Source organism: Paraburkholderia sp. AV2 (assembly GCF_054968425.1).
The window spans coordinates 1-15,241 of record NZ_JBANLK010000047.1; the positions used below are offsets into that span (position 1 = coordinate 1).

Sequence of the window (15,241 nt, forward strand, 5' to 3'; positions counted from 1 at the left end):
GAACACCTCCACATCGCCAACACGCCGCCAATTCAGCTGCTTGTTCAGCGTAGCCCTAGAGCAATCGTCGTGCCGTTGCCAATGGCGTTACATCATTGCAAAGACCGGGAGTGTCAAAAATCACCAAGCCCATTAAACAGAACGTGCTGACGGAACGTCAGCTAGTACGGCCGTAGGGCACCCAAAAGGGTAAGGACACGGGTGCCGCCTGCGTCCGTCACGTACGGTCATGCGGCTGAAGTGATCGGGTGACCGATCCCCGCTGGCGTTATCAAGCCTGTGGGCGATCAAGTGCCGCGGCATGGGATCGGTAGTACCCAACCCCGCACCGACATCGCAATCATCTGGACCCATTGTCCGTGCTCGGGTGAGGAGCTGACATTCGAACGACACAATCGCCGTAGCAGCGAAAATGGCGCTCCCTGGCCGACTGCGTCCCTCGAGCGAGCGCGACGATCATCTCGGGTACGCGCGTTATGCGAAAGGCATAACGCGACCCACAAGGGACAATCGAGTTTCGCCAGACCGGTCGTCCGCCGGCGTCCTGTGTCACACCGGTTTACAGCCTGCGCGTTCTGACCAGCTTTTCATGTCGTCAATCGAGCACTGGCCATTGCGCCATGCGATATGACCATCTGGCCTCGCGACCCATACAGCACCACTCGCCGGTCGATACGCGGCTGCAAATTCACCCGCCGTATCAGTCAATGTCGTCACGAGTTCTGAGTCCGGCGTGTCGCAGCCCGGTGCCCTCACGAGAATTGCCGATCCAGCGTCACTGGACCACGCAGCGAAAGCTCGCCAGAGTTCACTGAAAGCGCCGGATTGCGGCTCCGTCGCGTCGACGTAACCAATAAGCGCATACCGGCCATGGCCGATAAACTCATGCAGCCGCCTTGCATGTCCGACAAAACGTTGCGATAGACCACCGGCATCCGGAAGCCGGTCGCCCGGTGCAGGTGACGCCGGGTCTGCGTCGGGCCAACCATCGGTGACGATCGGGCTTCCGCGATACGTGACGAACAGTTGTGTTTCGCGCATTGCCGGATTGCTGGCCTGCCGCGCGAGAACGGCATTGAGTGCCGCGCTCGTCGATTTGACGACATCGACGCCGACGGGATGTCGTTCCGCCTGGTAGCTATCCAGCAACTCCGGCGCCGCGAGACCCTTCGCGACATGGGCAAGCTTCCACGCAAGATTGTGAACATCCTGCAGGCCCGTGTTCATGCCCTGACCGCCTACGGGAGGATGAATGTGCGCGGCGTCACCAGCAATAAATACCCGGCCGCGCCCGTAACCCGATGCGATGCGATGGCTTACCCGATAGACCGACGACCATCGCATTGACGACAGTCGCACGCCCTCTGGCAGTGACGGCAACAGCAGACCGCACATCATGTCGAAGTCTGGTGCGTCAATCGCCGCGAGTGAGGACGCCCGGTCTTCTGGCACGATCATCGAGAGCCGGTAGCGTCGCGTCGAGCCACGAACGGGCACGGCTGCCGCACTCGTCTTCGCGTGCTCCGGACCGGCCCTTTCGAACCGGTACATGGGCCCGCGCGACAATGTCCAGTCCACTTCCATGTCGGCGAGCGCAAAGGTCTGCGGATACTGCTCGCCTTCGAACGATAAACCGAGTGCTGAGCGCACCTTGCTGTGGGCTCCATCGCACCCCACGAGCCACTTGCAACGCACGACGTGCGCCTCGCCGTGGGCGTCGGCTAGATACGCCCTGACGCAATCCGTATCGTCCTCGAACCGGTCCAGCACAAGACCATAGTTTACCTGACCACCGTGCTCGGCGAATGCTGCCTCGAGTAGGCGCTCCGTCTCGTACTGCGCGAGCGAGAGTGATCCGTAAGACAGACCATGTTCTGGCAAGCGCATGCTGCGCCCCGGCACCATCGCGCCATCGACCCATGTCTCGACGCCGGTCAGCCATACACCGGCCTCGATTGCGCGATCCACGATACCGAGATCGTCGAAAATTTCGAGCGTCCGTGGCGTAATGCCCAGCGCCTTGCAGAAAAATCCCCTCGCGGGCATCTTGTCAATCACGCCTACGGCGACACGCGCGCGCTGCAATTCGGCGCCGAGCAGCAGGCCGACCGGTCCTGCGCCGATGACCAGCACATCCACGTCTTCCATGCGTTCCTCCTGACGGACCCGTCGCACAGCTTTTGAAGATGCAGAAAAGCATAGTCCGGCACTGTGCGTGTTCGTACAAAAGAGCTCAAAATGCGTAGTTCGCATTAAAACTGACACCGTTGCGATAATAATCGTGTCACCGCCCCCGCGCCGGGCTTCCGACGTGATGCCGTCAATGTGAAGCTGAGACGCGGCAGCGGCCAGCACGTCGCCGCTGCCTACGAACTGCCGGTGTCGACTGCGGATTCAACCGGTCGATGCAACAGATTGATGGAACCGCTGGGCCGGTGTGTCAAAGTTTAGCGTCTTGCGCGGACGCTCGTTGAGACGCCTCGCTACAGCGTCGAGTTGAGCTTGGGAATAGGCAGAGAGGTCAGTGCCTTTCGGGAAGTACTGCCTCAGCAGTCCGTTCATGTTTTCATTCGAGCCGCGTTGCCACGGATTCTGCGGATCGCAGAAATAGACCTGGATTTTGGTTGCCACGGTAAAGCGCTTATGATCAGCCATTTCCGTACCCCTGTCCCAGGTCAGCGATTTATATAGTTCCCGCGGTAACTTGCTGGCGTGTCGTATCAACGCGTTGACCACGGCCCCGGAATCCTTGCCGGCGACTTTTACCAGCATCACGAATCGGCTCTGACGTTCGACGAGGGTTGCAATCTGGCTGGTAGCGTTGCCGAACAGCAAGTCACCTTCCCTGACCGGGTGGCCGGTTTCGCGGACATTTCCCTCGCCCGGATGTCCATGCAGATCAGTCGACGACCCTGCAGGTGCCCCAGGCCGTCCTGAGCAGGACGCCCGCACCCGGCGCACCTTGCCCGGTCGGGCGCGCAAGAAAGGTCACGACGTTTCCGTCCGGGTCCGTAAAAGGCCCGATGTCCACTACCTCGAGCTCGATGGCACCCGCAGTGATACGGGAACCAATGAACGCACTCGTTCGTTCCCGCTGCGCCATGGCACTGGCGAGCGTCAGCCGACGTGGCTTCCCCACGATCCCTGGAGCGTTCATCGATTCTGTCTCTCGTTGCACCGGCATCGTTACATCACGCGACGTTCTCTGCTTGCAGGGGCGTCATTGTAACAACTGCCCGTGTGGCAGACGGTGCGCGTAGCGCGTTGGATAACTGGCGTCCTGCGACAAGTCAGCTGCGCGGCCCGGAGACGACACCGCATACCGCAGCCAGGGACGCCTCCACGCAACCCTGGCGCATCGCGGTGTTTCTCCCCAACGATGCGGGAATGCTGACGGGTATCTTGCCGGCACCCAGGAACACCCCTCTCGATCGGGCACACGGGCGCCGCGGACCGACTACGCGTTGTTGCCCGAACCGCAGCGGCAACGCAGCCGGTCGGACATGCTCACTGCCGTAACCGCTGGTGGCGCCGTTAGCGGCATCCTGCAACCGTCAGCCGGTCCTGCCAGACACGCAGGGACAGCATGCGGCCTCGACGGCGAGATCAGCGCGGAACCCGGCCGCGCAGTAACCGCGGCGCGATCGCGCCTTCCGGGGCGGCGACGTCATGTCCCGCCATTGGCCTGCCGCGCCCCGTAGCCCTGACCGTCCGGACCGAAATCCCACGTCCAGAGACCGCCCGTGGTTACGCGGATGCGATGGCCGCCCTGCGTCGACCAGCGTTCGGTCATCCCGGCGGCATCGTCGCCAGGCACCCCGCTTTCGACGATGATTGCCACCGCATCGAACGGGGTCGTTTCGTTGGCTTCGGTACTGTCGCAAAGGGCCGACCAGGCTTTCATTTCGGTTGTATCCATGGTGTCTCTCCATACCGTTGACGAAGACCCATGTTTACATCGTTTCCGGTGTGAGGCACGTACCGTTATGGATTCCTTTTTATATCTGGCGCGCCTCACCGGCTTCGGTTCAGCGTGCCGAACGCCACCCGCCTCGTCAACGCACGCCACCGCCGCGAACACAGTCGACAACGGATGCCGCATCTATCCTGCGAACGTCATCTGCGAGGCAGGATTGGCTGTCCGACGCACAATCGGCCGGCCGACGCAGCCGTCGTGCACCGCCAGCAGAAGCGGACAGCGCTTTGACCCTGACGGACGTGCCCGTGCTGCGCACCTGCGAACGGCCGGAAGCCGCGCAAACGGTATCGGGAGTGCGGTCTTGCTGTTCCCTGCACGGTATCACGGCGTGCTCGCCGTCAAGGGCTGCGCGCCTGCGGCGCTTGCGGCCACGGCCGGCTTTGCCCCCTGACAGCCTGCGCTGCGCCGTGTTGAAGACGGTCCCGGGCAATTCCGCCCTTTCAACCGGAGATCGTCATGAGCGAGAAATCGTACGTCTCAATCGAACAGCATATCTGCGTGGTCTGTGGCTGCGCCTTCGAGACCGGCAACATCCTGCTGGAGTTGCGAGTGCGGCCCAATCTCGAGCGGTATACGGCGACTGGCTGGGGGCTTTGCCCCGAGCACCAGAAGCTGGCAGACGAGGACTATGTGGCGCTGGTCGAGTGCGACCCGCAACACAGCGGCCTGTCTGCGCACAGCGAGCGCGTGAAACCCGGGCAGGCACACCGGACAGGCCGGGTGGCACATTTGAAGCGTCGGGTGTTCGCCAGAATATTCAGCGGCGTAGCTGAAGAGACACAGCCCTTTGTATTTGTCGAACCCGGTGTCATCGAACTGCTCCAGTCCATGATCGCACCGACCAAGGATTGATGGCGCATCGCAATCAATCCATGCGCCGCCCTTCGGGGCGGCGCACTGTCCTGCGTCGTAACCACGACGCAGCCAGGCCGGTCATACGGCAGCCCGGACCGGTTTATCCACCCCGCGCCGCATAGGCCGGCATGTGTTCGCGACCGGTGCCATCGGCCCAGGCTCCGGCCATCCTGCTCGAGAACGCGTCGATTTCCACAACCTTGTAAGCGGCCGTCGAAGCGTACACGATCGGCACCTCGAATCGCCAGCGTGCGCCGCTCACGACGTGACTGGCCTGCGCAATCGTATCCCGTGGCAGATTGCCCTGTCCGCCATAGACGGTTGATCCTGATCGCGGCGAAGCGCAGTTGTCCGTCTGTCCGGTTGGTTGCCGTTCCGATGAACGACCGGATTCCAGTCTGCCCGGTTCCCACTGTAACGTCGGACAGTGACAGGGACGACACCCCCGGAATCTCCTGCGCATCCGCGATCGTGAAGGCCGGTGCGGACAGCATCAGGATGGCAAATTTCTTCAAGGCTTGACTTCCTTTCTGGATGGCACGGGAACCTGAATTCCCATCGCGCAGCAATGCCCGCGGCTCGCCGCAATGGTCCGGGTTTTACGGTCCCGAACGAAGGCATCGTTGCCTGTAAACCGGCAAACACGACGGTGGCCGCACGGGCCGGACGTCTCCCTGCACTCACGTTCCGGGCCAGGCTTTCGTGCTTCGCACCGGGCCGCCTGGAGCATCCCGGCCCTGACGGGCATCAATCCCTTGACGCCCCCCTTAATCCTGGAAGACCTGGTCAGGTGGAGGCCGCACAGGCGGCCCCCACGATCGCGCTCGCCGCGCGGCGGCTCATCCCGGTCAAACCCGGAGCTTCGCAGCCGCCTGCCCCCTGAGTTCCCGCCCGACACCCGCGACCGTAGCCGATGGCCGCCCGGCGTCAAGGGGCGAGGGACCGTGTTGCCCGCACCCCTCCCTCGCCTTTTTCCTTGACGCCGGGCGGCCATCGGCTCCTTGAGTCGCACGGGCGCGAACTCAGGGGACTGGCTGCAGCACTGCCAGACCCCGGGTTCCACCGGGATGAGCCCAACCCCTACAAGGCGGGCGGAATCTTGGGGCCCGGTCAGCGCAACACCCCTCAACCTTCTTTTGCTGTGGAGAGTGTCATGCAACTCGCTTCCTCCTTCCGTTACGGTTCCCCGATGCTCCGCTCCGATTCGGCGCTGTCGGACGACCAGATCCGCCGCGTCGCCCCGTCGATCTTCGCAGACGGCAAGCACGAAAGCCGCTCCGAACGCTACACTTACATTCCCACCATCGACGTGCTGCGCGGCCTGCGCAACGAAGGCTTCCAGCCGTTCATGGTCTGCCAGACGCGCGTGCGTCACGACGACCGCCGCGAATTCACCAAGCACATGATCCGCATGCGGCACGCCGACGAAATCACCGGCGAAGAAGCCAACGAGATCATCCTGCTCAATTCACACGACGGCACGAGCAGCTATCAGATGCTCGCCGGTGCCTATCGGTTCGTCTGCCAGAACGGCATGGTCGCCGGAGACACCGTGCGCGATATCCGCGTGCCCCACAAAGGCAACATCGTGCAGAACGTCATCAACGGCGCGTTCGATGTGCTCGACGGCTTCGACCTGATCCGCGAGCAGAAGGAAGGCATGAAGGCCGTGACGCTCGACCGCGACGAACAGCACGCGTTCGCCCGCTCCTCGCTCGCGCTGCGCTACGACCCGACCGATACCGAAGCACCCGCCCCCATCACCGAAAGCAGCCTGCTCGCGCCGCGTCGTTTCGAGGACCGCCGCGACGACCTGTGGACCGTGTTTCAAAGGGTCCAGGAAAACCTCACGAAAGGCGGCCTGCATGGACGCTCGCGCAGCGGACGCTCCATGTCCACCCGGCCGATTACCGGCATCGACCAGAACGTGAAGCTCAATCGCGCGCTGTGGATGCTCGCTGAATCCATGCGCCAGTTGAAAGCATAACCCGCACCGGGCGGCGTCAACCGCCGCCCACCTTTTTTCAGGACTCCTTTCCGGGTCAGGTCCTGAACAACTCCGCCGTACCGACCCGGATCTTTTTTCCAACCTTCTGGAGTCAGTCATGCGAGCGAAAGTACAAACCATCACGGCAGACACCGGCACAACCGCCTCGCCGCTCGAAACCAGTTTCGGCAATGAACAACCAGTCGTCACCGTGCCGTATTCCACCCTGCGCCCGTCGCCGCTCAATGTCCGCACGAAACCCCTGTCGGGCATCGATGCTCTCGCCGCCAGCATCCGCGCCAAGGGCCTGCTGCAAAACCTCATCGTGCACGAAATGAAGGGCTCGCGCAGCAAGCGGCAGAACTACGGCGTATGCGGGGGCCGTCGACGCGAGGCCGCGCTCGACCTGCTGTTCAAACAGAAGCACATCACCGCCGACTACCCGGTTCCCGTGCGCGTCGTCAGTGAAGGCGAAGCCCTCGCCATTTCTCTGATCGAGAACAGCGAACGCGAAGAACTCGACCCGTTCGACGTGCTGCGCGCGTACCGGATGCTCGCAGAGGAAGGGCGTAGCGTCGATTACATCGCGGCGCTGTTCTCCGCTTCACCGCTTACCGTCAGGCGGCGCATGAAACTCGCCAACGTGTCATCCAAACTGCTTGCGCTGCTGCGCGAGGACGCCATCACGCTTGACCAGCTTGCGGCCCTCGCACTCGCGGACGACCATGAAACGCAGGAACGCATATGGCTCGACTCGAACGACTGGCAGCGCCAGCCTAACTATCTGCGGCAGGCCATCACGCGCGCCGAAATCGACGTGAGCCGCAGCCGCCTGGTGCGCTTCGTCGGCCTCGCCGCGTATGAGGCGGCGGGCGGATACGTGAGGCGCGACCTGTTCAGCGACGATGAAAACGCCGGGTACATTGCCGACGCCGAACTGTTGCAGCACCTCGTCGCGCAGAAGCTCAACGCCGCCGCAGAGGAAGTGCGCGCCGAGGGCTGGGGCTGGATCGAGACGCGCGTCGAGCGCGACTTTCTGGAACTGAACCGCTACGGCAGACTGCGCCCGGTGCAACGTCCCTACATCGACGACGAGCAGCAGCAGATGGACGCCCTCACCGCGCAGCAGGACGAACTCGCGGAAAAGCTCGAAGCCCTCCCGGAGGACGACGAAAACGCCTACGAGGAAGCCGACCGGCTCAACGAGGAAATCGAGCGCGTCAACGCCGCGCTCATTGCCCTTGAAAGCGTCGCGCTTGTATGGGACGAACACCAGATGGCCGAGGCGGGCGCATTCGTGATCGTCGGGCAGCAGGGCGAACTCATCATCGAGCGCGGACTCGTGCGGCGCGAGAACGCCAGCGCGCTCGAAGCAGCGGGCGCAGACGTGACCGGCACGCCGGAAGCCGAAGCAGACGAAACGGTATCGGCAAAGGCACCGAAAATCCGGCCCGTTCACAACGCGAAACTCTGCCAGCGCCTGACCGCGCACCGTACCGCCGCCGTTCATGCGGAACTGATCGCACAGCCCGCCGTTGCACTCGCCGCGCTGCTGCGTCACCTGGCGCCGAAGGCGCTGCCCGAACACTTCGGTCACACATCCCTGCCTGACTTCCTCGCCCTCACCGGTAACAGCAACCACGACAGCCTGATGAGCGCGGCCGACCTGGAAGGCGGCCCCGCGTGGAGCGCCATCGTGGCACAACGCGCACGCTGGACAGCGGAACTGCCCGCGAAACGGGCCGACCTCCTGCCCTGGCTGATCGAACAGGACCCCGGCACGACCCTGCTCGATCTGCTCGCCTTCTGCACCGGCACCCTGCTCGACGGCCTCGCGGCAGAAGAAAAGCCGCACCCGATCAACGCGCTCGCCAGCGCGCTGAACCTCGACATGACCCGGTACTGGCAACCTACCCGCGCCACGTATTTTGACCATGTCAGCAAGGCGCGCATCGCCGAAGTCGTCGCCGCCGCCGTCTCACCCAAAGCCGCCGCCGACCTCGAAAAGATGAAAAAGGCCGACGCGGCGGCTGCCGCTGAACTGCGCCTCGCGACCGTCACCTGGGTGCCGGAAATCTTCACGGACCGGGAGATTCCCGCCGCTGCCTCATGGGGAGGGCGGTACAGCGACGATGAGGACGACGACAGCGACGGCGTGGACCGCGATCACGCCGATTCCGCAGGCAGCCCCAAAGCGACTGAAGGCGACGGTTCTGAGACTGAACCCGGTGCGGACGGCGACACCAGCCACGGCAACGGACTGGAACACGTCAACGATACGCCGCCTGATGTACCTGACGCGCCGGGCACGCGTGCCACCGCCAGCGGGCCGTCACCGTGGCCCTTCCCGACCGCTGACAGCGTAGGGAGCGCGGGCGCCGCGCCGTCCGGCCCGCTCGCTGCCTGACGCGAACCCGCCGGACCACCATCGTCCCGCCACAGGGCCGCGCAGACGACAGGGTATTCGCATCACGCCCCGCCGTCTGCGCATCCTCCAACGGGAACCGGAGAAACCATCATGTTCAAGCGTATCCGCATGGTCGTAGTCGCGGCCAACGCCGCAGGGTCCCCCGACCTCTTTCTCACCGCCGTCGAGGCAACCGACACGCAGTATCAGCACGGTCGCCACTACGATATGGCATTGCTGCGCGCCCGCGAGGAAGGTTACGGCAGCCCGATGGTCGCCTTCGACCAGTTCGACGCGGCGGCCGACATGCTCCGCTGCGCCGCTGCGTTCATCGAAGGCGATGCTCCCATAGCCTGATCCACGCAGGCAGGGGTCAACCGCCCGCCGTTTGCCTGCCTCAGCCCTTCCGGCCATGCACCGCCAGTCCCCCGACAAAACACTTGCTGTTCCCGTGAAACCGCGTGTGAATGGTGCGCATGATGCCCCGACAACCTGACCGGAGAACCCCGTGAACACGTCCACCCTGCCCGCCGCCGCAAGCCAGCAGCTTGCCGAAATCGCTGCGAAATTCCTCGGCCTGGAAACCCTTGAAACCCGTCGCTCCGACCGGCTCGACTTCCATGACACGGCGGTATGGTGCATCAGGGAGGCACTCGAAGCCGCATGGCTCGCTGGTGCCGCGCACGCACAGAAAGGCACACCATGAAAGGCAGCCTCAACACGGAACCCGCCAGCGCGCCTTGCACGGCACAACAGAGCCGCAGGCACGGGCAGCCCTGCTACCGGGGTCACCGCCGCAGCGTGGGAGACGGAACCGCCGAAGGGTAGGCCGTCCGCGACCAGTGCACACCCGCCCACCACCCTGCCGCGCCGCCCGCACCCGCTGCCAGCAGCGTCATGACCAGGGCGCCTGCCACCAGCGCGTAGCCCACGCGCGCCAGCCGCAGCATCGCGATGCGCTCGAATGCGCCGAGCGCCGCATCGATCCGTTGCCGCTGCTCGCGGGCCGCGACTACCGTCGCGCCCACGAGCCGGTTCCCCGCTGCCTGCGCGATCCGGTCCGCCGCGTGGGCTGTAAGTGCCGCCAGTGCATCGCGGTTCAGCGCCGCAAGCGCCGCGCGATGGCGCGCCTGGTGCTCGGCGGTCATCGCCTCTGCAATGGCGATGGTTTCCTTGCAGCGTTCCAGCGCCTCACGATGCTGCGCCATCAGTGCCTGCGTGGCCGCGTGCGCTTCGGCACGCGCGGCATCGACGCCGCCCGCACCCGCCTGGTGGATGCGCTCCGGTATCACCTCGTAGAGGCGCACGTAGTATTCGAGCACCGCCAGCACCGACCACAGTGCATCGTTGTCGCGCAGGTTCAGTGCCGCCGATACGCGCCGCATGCGCAGCAGGCTGGCGTCATCCGGTGGCGCACCGCTCACTTCGAGGAAAAGCCGCACGAGCGGATCGGCCGGACGCGGGTGCCGTTCCCGCCGCGAACGCCGCTCACTCATGGCCCGTCACCTGCGCAAACATCGCGTCACAGCACGCCCGCCAGCGCAGCAGTTCCGCTCGCTGCCCGATGGGCAGCGTCTCTACCGCCTTGCGCACCGAGAGCCGCTGACTGCGCAGATCATCCGCCACCCGGTCAGCCAGTTCCGGAAAATCAAGTGACCGGCCCTTCGCCTCGATGGCCTTGCGCAACTTCGAGTCGTGGTACAGCACGAAGCGTTCGGGCGCACCGTAAAGCCCGTTACGCACGACATGCACCGTTGCATCCGGAAACGTTTCGCTGAACTGGCGCAGCAGTTCGAGACTGTCGCGCTGCCGGTTGATGACCCACAGCACGACGAGCCGCCGCCCGAGTTCACCGAGCGTACTGCCCAGCGTCGCGCCGTACCGGCTGACCCCGTCCTGGTTACGCGCCGCCGTACTGACCACCACGGCGGCATCGCGATGCGCATCGCAGTAGTTCACCACGTCGATCCAGCCGCCCGCCGTATCCAGATCGAACGACGCACACTCGATCTCGTCGTGGACCGCACGCATCACGTCCGGGTTCGACGTGTCGTTTTCCACCAGCACGGCCTTCACGCCCCTGCGTTGCAGGTGATCGACCAGCGCGAGCGCAACCACGCTCTTACCGACGCCGCCCTTGCCGCCGCCAACGAGGTAGATCAGATTGACTGCCGTGTCCGCTGTCGTGTTCATCGCGACTCCCTACAGGTCGTCGGTGTCGGGCCGGATCGCAAATCCGAGTGTGCCCTGTACCGGCATGGGTTGTTTCGTTACGGTCTTTCCCCCATCCCGGCGAACCGGATTTGTGCGCGCCGGATTGTCAGGCGCACGTGTCGCTGATGTCGCGGCCGGCCCTGCCGCTCTCGTGCCCGATGGTGCGCGTGCGCCGCCCGCGCCGCCCTTCGCGGCAGCGCGCAGGCCATACCGGAGCGCGCCTGCCGTGATCTCGATGCCGTGCGATTTCGCCGCCTCCGCGATCTGCTCCAGCGTGTAGCCCTTCGCCTGCGCCGCTCGCACGCGTGCCCGCATCTCCTTCATCGCGTCGCGCAACGTGACGCCGCGTTCGGCATCCGGTTTTTCCGGCAGCGCATCGAGTGCGCGCCCGAACGCCTCCCATTGCGACTTTGCATAGACCTTCGCGACAGGCATGGTCACCCTCCTGCGCACACGCTGACATCTGCCTTCGTATCAGCCGCCCCACAACCGTTGCTACGCACGGCGTTGTCACCATCCTGCGCATCACACGCGCACACGTCAACGGCCTTTTTCCACGTGACAAACGCACACGGGAACGCCTGGGATGCGATGGGACGTCGTGGGAACAACGCACTTTTTTATGCCTGTCGTGCGCACGCGACACACCCACCGACACACCACCGTTACGCATCGCAGCACTACGCACGCCGTACGCCTCGCGTTCGCACCGCCTTGCACGCGTGTTACGCACGAACATCGTTCGCCGGTTTGCCGTGCGCGACGCCCGACTGCACACTATCAACGCACGTCGCTGCGCCGTGCATTGACCATCCATCACGACTGCCGCGCGCATCGTCTGCTGCGTGACAACCCCTCCCGTACGTCTGACGTTGTGCGCTGCCTTCACCTGTCGCTGCGAGCACATACGCACAGCAACGCGCATCCGGTGCGCACGGGATGCAACGCTGCACGGGACGACCCTTCGCACCGCTTTGCACGTCGTTCACGCATCCCTCGCGTAGTCGTTCACGCACCGCCATACGCATCTGTTTCGCGCCGCGAGTGGCGCCTCTGCTCAGCCGGTACGCACGTCGTACACACGTCGTTCGCACGCGATGCTTCAGGGCCTGAACAGAAGGTTTACGCCGTGGCGGACACCCCTGCACAAAACGTTTACGCCGGGCAACAAAAAGCGCACGGAAAACACTGTATTGCAGGATAGGCTAGCGCCGGTTTTGGGCGCCCATGCGTGTATGCCACCACACTGATGCTCACGCGGCACGCCACACACCGCGTGGGGCGCGTGCGTTTCCCTCCCGTGCACGGGCTCGAACATCTGCGTGCGGCGAATGCCGTCAGTGACATCCTTGCCGGCGACTTTTACCAGCATCACGAATCGGCTCTGACGTTCGACGAGGGTTGCAATCTGGCTGGTAGCGTTGCCGAACAGCAAGTCACCTTCCCAGTGCCCGGGTATTGCGCGATCCTCCGCCGTGGCGGGGCGTTCACTGATCGATACAGCGTCGCGAATGTTAGTGCGGTCTTCGGTTTTCAATGTGTGATGGCGAGACCGGCGCATGACCCGAGAGCGTCTCAAGTGTTCAAGCAATTCCTTTTTCAGGGCACCGCGAGCTTGAATATAGAGGCTCCGGTAGATCGTCTCGTGTGACACCAGATGGTCCTTGTTGACGGCATAGGCATGCTTGAGCCAACCAGAAATCTGCTCAGGGGACCACTGCAGCTTCAGCTTTGCAGCGACAACTCGCGCCAGCGTCTGGTTTCTCACTAATTTGCAAACCTTCGGGCGACGTGCCCGATCCCAGGCGAGCGCGTCCGCCTGACTCGCTCGATAACCCTGGTTGCCTGCGTTGCGCTGCAGCTCGCGGCTGATCGTGGACGGAGCACGTCCCAGCCTGGCCGCTATCGACCGGATCGACAATCCAGACACGAGAGAGCGGGAAATTTCCTCGCGCTCCGCGAGCGTCAATGTCCGCGGCGCGCGGTGTCTCTGCGGTGGCTGGATGCCGCCGGTCTCCGATAGTATCCGCTGTATCGAAGAGTGGCCCCGATCGAACAGTTTGGCAATCTGATGAATCGTTTCGCCTTTACGCCAGCGCTCCCACATCAGTGCCTTCTGGCTCTCGGAGTAATAGATCCTCGGTCGCTGTTTCATTTGCAACACCTCCGCTGCTCACGCAGGTTCTAGTGTGTTGCATCGACCGGTTGAATCCGCACATGGCACTCGTCCACCAGGAATCGCTATGCTTTTCAGGTGCGAGGGTGATACAGCGTCGCCAGTCCGGAAAATGTCCGGCCGCACTACGCGGGTGAGGCGTGTGCCCGACGTGTTGCCCTACGTCCACGCTCCCCCTCGCCGTTACCCCAGGCGCAACGTTCCGGGCGGCTACTCTCTCGCCTGTCCGGGCACAGACGATGCAGCGCTGACCTCTCCCTTCCGCTTCAAGGAGCCGTCACATGGCAACCACCAGCACCCGACGCAAAAGCACCCCCGTGAGCAATCTGACCACGCCCACGGACCTCGGCGCAGAGGCTCGCAAGGAAGTGTCAGCGGGGTTGACGCGTTTGCTCGCCGACGTGTTCGCCCTTTTCGTCAAGACCAAGAATTTCCACTGGCACGTGAGCGGCCCGCACTTCCGCGACTATCACCTGCTGCTCGACGACCAGGCCGCGCTCGTCTTTGCCATGGTCGACCCGGTCGCCGAACGCGCCCGCAAGCTGGGCGGCCCTACCCTTCACTCGATTGCGGAGATCGCCTCGCTCAAGCGCCTCAAGGACAACGACGAGGCTTTCGTCGAACCGGAAGCCATGCTTGAGGAACTGCGTCGCGACAACGAATCGCTCGTGAAATACATGCGCGAACTGCATCAGCTGTGCGACGACAAGGAGGATGTGGCGACGGCCAGTCTGATCGAAAACTGGATCGACCAGACAGAGGAACGCGTATGGTTCCTCTTCGAAACCACGCGACACACGCGGTGATCGACCGCGCGCGTGAGGGCGCACGCGTTGCGGTGCCATGACGCCGCCGCTGCGCAATGCATCATCCAGAGTGGCGCGTCAGCGCTGGCAGATCCGTCCGTGCGGCGGTGCGTGACCGTCCGGCGTCAGGACGGCCGCACAGCAGGCCCTTCGTGCAGCGCCAGCCTTCCCCGCGCCACGCGACCGGGCGACCCGCACCGGTAATAAAGCCCGGAATTTGTAATTGTGACAGTACGCGTGCCGGGCGAGGCAGCACGGCGGACAGTCCAGCTCAGCGCGCGGCAACCCCCGTCCCCGCATGCATGCGCCGCGCCGGTGCCCCGGTGTGACGCGCGATCAGTTCGAGAAGCAGCCCCGCAGAAAACGGCTTGCGCAGAAAGGCCGTGACCGAGGGGCGCGCGGTCAGCGAAAGCGCGCTCATCACGATGACTGGCGTCCCGCGACAGCCTGGAACACTACGCAGCCGGCCCAGCAGCTGTTCGCCGCCCATGTGCGGCATCATCCAGTCCGTGACGATGATCTCCGGGGACCACCCACGCAGTTGCGCCAGCGCCTCCCGACCGTCCGATGCGGTGCGCACCTCATGACCATGATCGCCCAGGATCAGGTCCATCGACTCTCTTATTGCCGGCTCATCGTCTACCACCAGCACCCGTGCCATCGCGTTCCCCGTCGCCTATGCTGCCGGCATCAAAAAGCAACGAGCATGCCGGGCCTCTGGTTGCAGACGCCCACTGCTAGAATCGTCTGATCCCCACCGACGGGCGGCGCCCGGCATTGACATCCTGTGCCGCGCAGCCGCCGACAACCTTTGAAG

The 15,241-nt window shown here is 64.0% G+C and carries 12 protein-coding genes and 2 pseudogenes; 6 read left to right on the forward strand and 8 right to left on the reverse strand.

Annotated features, from left to right (window positions below; all coding sequences use genetic code 11):
* Window positions 1–549: 549 nt before the first annotated feature.
* The 3 genes and pseudogenes from V8683_RS25270 to V8683_RS25280 all read right to left on the reverse strand — a co-directional run bounded on the left by V8683_RS25270 (window position 550) and on the right by V8683_RS25280 (window position 3,919).
* Window positions 550–2,148 carry an FAD-dependent monooxygenase gene (locus tag V8683_RS25270; protein WP_411189775.1) on the reverse strand — a complete coding sequence of 533 codons (1,599 nt, stop codon included), beginning with the start codon at window positions 2,146–2,148 and terminating at the stop codon, window positions 550–552.
* A 246-nt stretch (window positions 2,149–2,394) separates the two neighbouring features.
* A pseudogene (locus tag V8683_RS25275) lies at window positions 2,395–2,949 on the reverse strand (IS30 family transposase); the annotation flags it as partial.
* Between the two features lie 718 nt (window positions 2,950–3,667).
* Window positions 3,668–3,919, reverse strand: coding sequence for a hypothetical protein (locus V8683_RS25280; RefSeq protein ID WP_411189776.1), 252 nt, complete (start codon window positions 3,917–3,919; stop codon window positions 3,668–3,670).
* A gap of 516 nt (window positions 3,920–4,435) precedes the next feature.
* On the opposite strand from V8683_RS25280, the gene V8683_RS25285 reads away from it, so the two are divergent.
* The 5 genes from V8683_RS25285 to V8683_RS25305 all read left to right on the forward strand — a co-directional run bounded on the left by V8683_RS25285 (window position 4,436) and on the right by V8683_RS25305 (window position 9,934).
* Complete coding sequence (locus tag V8683_RS25285) at window positions 4,436–4,831, forward strand: ATPase (RefSeq protein ID WP_411189777.1); 396 nt, start codon at window positions 4,436–4,438, stop codon at window positions 4,829–4,831.
* A gap of 1,156 nt (window positions 4,832–5,987) precedes the next feature.
* Window positions 5,988–6,821 (forward strand): DUF932 domain-containing protein, encoded by an 834-nt coding sequence (locus V8683_RS25290; protein WP_411190564.1) that lies wholly within the window; start codon window positions 5,988–5,990, stop codon window positions 6,819–6,821.
* A gap of 118 nt (window positions 6,822–6,939) precedes the next feature.
* On the forward strand, window positions 6,940–9,228 hold the full coding sequence (locus tag V8683_RS25295) for a ParB N-terminal domain-containing protein (RefSeq protein WP_411189778.1): 2,289 nt from the start codon (window positions 6,940–6,942) through the stop codon (window positions 9,226–9,228).
* Window positions 9,229–9,339: 111 nt separating this feature from the next.
* Window positions 9,340–9,585: a hypothetical protein gene (locus tag V8683_RS25300; RefSeq protein WP_411189779.1), complete on the forward strand. Its 246-nt coding sequence runs from the start codon at window positions 9,340–9,342 to the stop codon at window positions 9,583–9,585.
* Between the two features lie 151 nt (window positions 9,586–9,736).
* Window positions 9,737–9,934 (forward strand): DUF6900 domain-containing protein, encoded by a 198-nt coding sequence (locus V8683_RS25305; protein WP_411189780.1) that lies wholly within the window; start codon window positions 9,737–9,739, stop codon window positions 9,932–9,934.
* Between the two features lie 82 nt (window positions 9,935–10,016).
* Here the strand turns inward: V8683_RS25305 and V8683_RS25310 are convergent, their stop codons facing one another.
* The 4 genes and pseudogenes from V8683_RS25310 to V8683_RS25325 form a co-directional block, all read right to left on the reverse strand.
* Window positions 10,017–10,724, reverse strand: a complete 708-nt coding sequence (locus tag V8683_RS25310; RefSeq protein ID WP_411189781.1) for a hypothetical protein — start codon at window positions 10,722–10,724, stop codon at window positions 10,017–10,019.
* A complete protein-coding gene (locus V8683_RS25315; RefSeq protein ID WP_411189782.1) occupies window positions 10,717–11,421 on the reverse strand; it encodes a nucleotide-binding protein in 705 nt (234 codons plus the stop codon). Before V8683_RS25315 ends, V8683_RS25310 begins: the two co-directional genes overlap by 8 nt.
* Window positions 11,422–11,430: 9 nt before the next feature.
* Window positions 11,431–11,877: a hypothetical protein gene (locus tag V8683_RS25320; protein WP_411189783.1), complete on the reverse strand. Its 447-nt coding sequence runs from the start codon at window positions 11,875–11,877 to the stop codon at window positions 11,431–11,433.
* 910 nt (window positions 11,878–12,787) lie between these two features.
* Window positions 12,788–13,597: pseudogene (locus tag V8683_RS25325) on the reverse strand (IS30 family transposase); the annotation flags it as partial.
* Window positions 13,598–13,899: 302 nt separating this feature from the next.
* Here V8683_RS25325 and V8683_RS25330 point away from each other — a divergent pair.
* Window positions 13,900–14,424: a Dps family protein gene (locus V8683_RS25330; protein WP_411189784.1), complete on the forward strand. Its 525-nt coding sequence runs from the start codon at window positions 13,900–13,902 to the stop codon at window positions 14,422–14,424.
* A 271-nt stretch (window positions 14,425–14,695) separates the two neighbouring features.
* Here V8683_RS25330 and V8683_RS25335 read toward each other — a convergent pair whose 3' ends face one another.
* Window positions 14,696–15,085, reverse strand: a complete 390-nt coding sequence (locus V8683_RS25335) for a response regulator (protein WP_411189785.1) — start codon at window positions 15,083–15,085, stop codon at window positions 14,696–14,698.
* Window positions 15,086–15,241 lie beyond the last annotated feature (156 nt).

Excerpts from the sequence above, each read along its gene's own strand:
- V8683_RS25290 (WP_411190564.1), top strand. The coding sequence starts at position 5,988 with ATGCAACTCGCTTCCTCCTTCCGTTACGGTTCCCCGATGCTCCGCTCC.
- V8683_RS25295 (WP_411189778.1), top strand. The coding sequence starts at position 6,940 with ATGCGAGCGAAAGTACAAACCATCACGGCAGACACCGGCACAACCGCC.
- V8683_RS25330 (WP_411189784.1), top strand. The coding sequence starts at position 13,900 with ATGGCAACCACCAGCACCCGACGCAAAAGCACCCCCGTGAGCAATCTG.
- V8683_RS25320 (WP_411189783.1), bottom strand. The coding sequence starts at position 11,877 with ATGCCTGTCGCGAAGGTCTATGCAAAGTCGCAATGGGAGGCGTTCGGG.
- V8683_RS25315 (WP_411189782.1), bottom strand. The coding sequence starts at position 11,421 with ATGAACACGACAGCGGACACGGCAGTCAATCTGATCTACCTCGTTGGC.
- V8683_RS25270 (WP_411189775.1), bottom strand. The coding sequence starts at position 2,148 with ATGGAAGACGTGGATGTGCTGGTCATCGGCGCAGGACCGGTCGGCCTG.
- V8683_RS25280 (WP_411189776.1), bottom strand. The coding sequence starts at position 3,919 with ATGGATACAACCGAAATGAAAGCCTGGTCGGCCCTTTGCGACAGTACC.
- V8683_RS25335 (WP_411189785.1), bottom strand. The coding sequence starts at position 15,085 with ATGGCACGGGTGCTGGTGGTAGACGATGAGCCGGCAATAAGAGAGTCG.
- V8683_RS25310 (WP_411189781.1), bottom strand. The coding sequence starts at position 10,724 with ATGAGTGAGCGGCGTTCGCGGCGGGAACGGCACCCGCGTCCGGCCGAT.
- V8683_RS25300 (WP_411189779.1), top strand. The coding sequence starts at position 9,340 with ATGTTCAAGCGTATCCGCATGGTCGTAGTCGCGGCCAACGCCGCAGGG.
- V8683_RS25285 (WP_411189777.1), top strand. The coding sequence starts at position 4,436 with ATGAGCGAGAAATCGTACGTCTCAATCGAACAGCATATCTGCGTGGTC.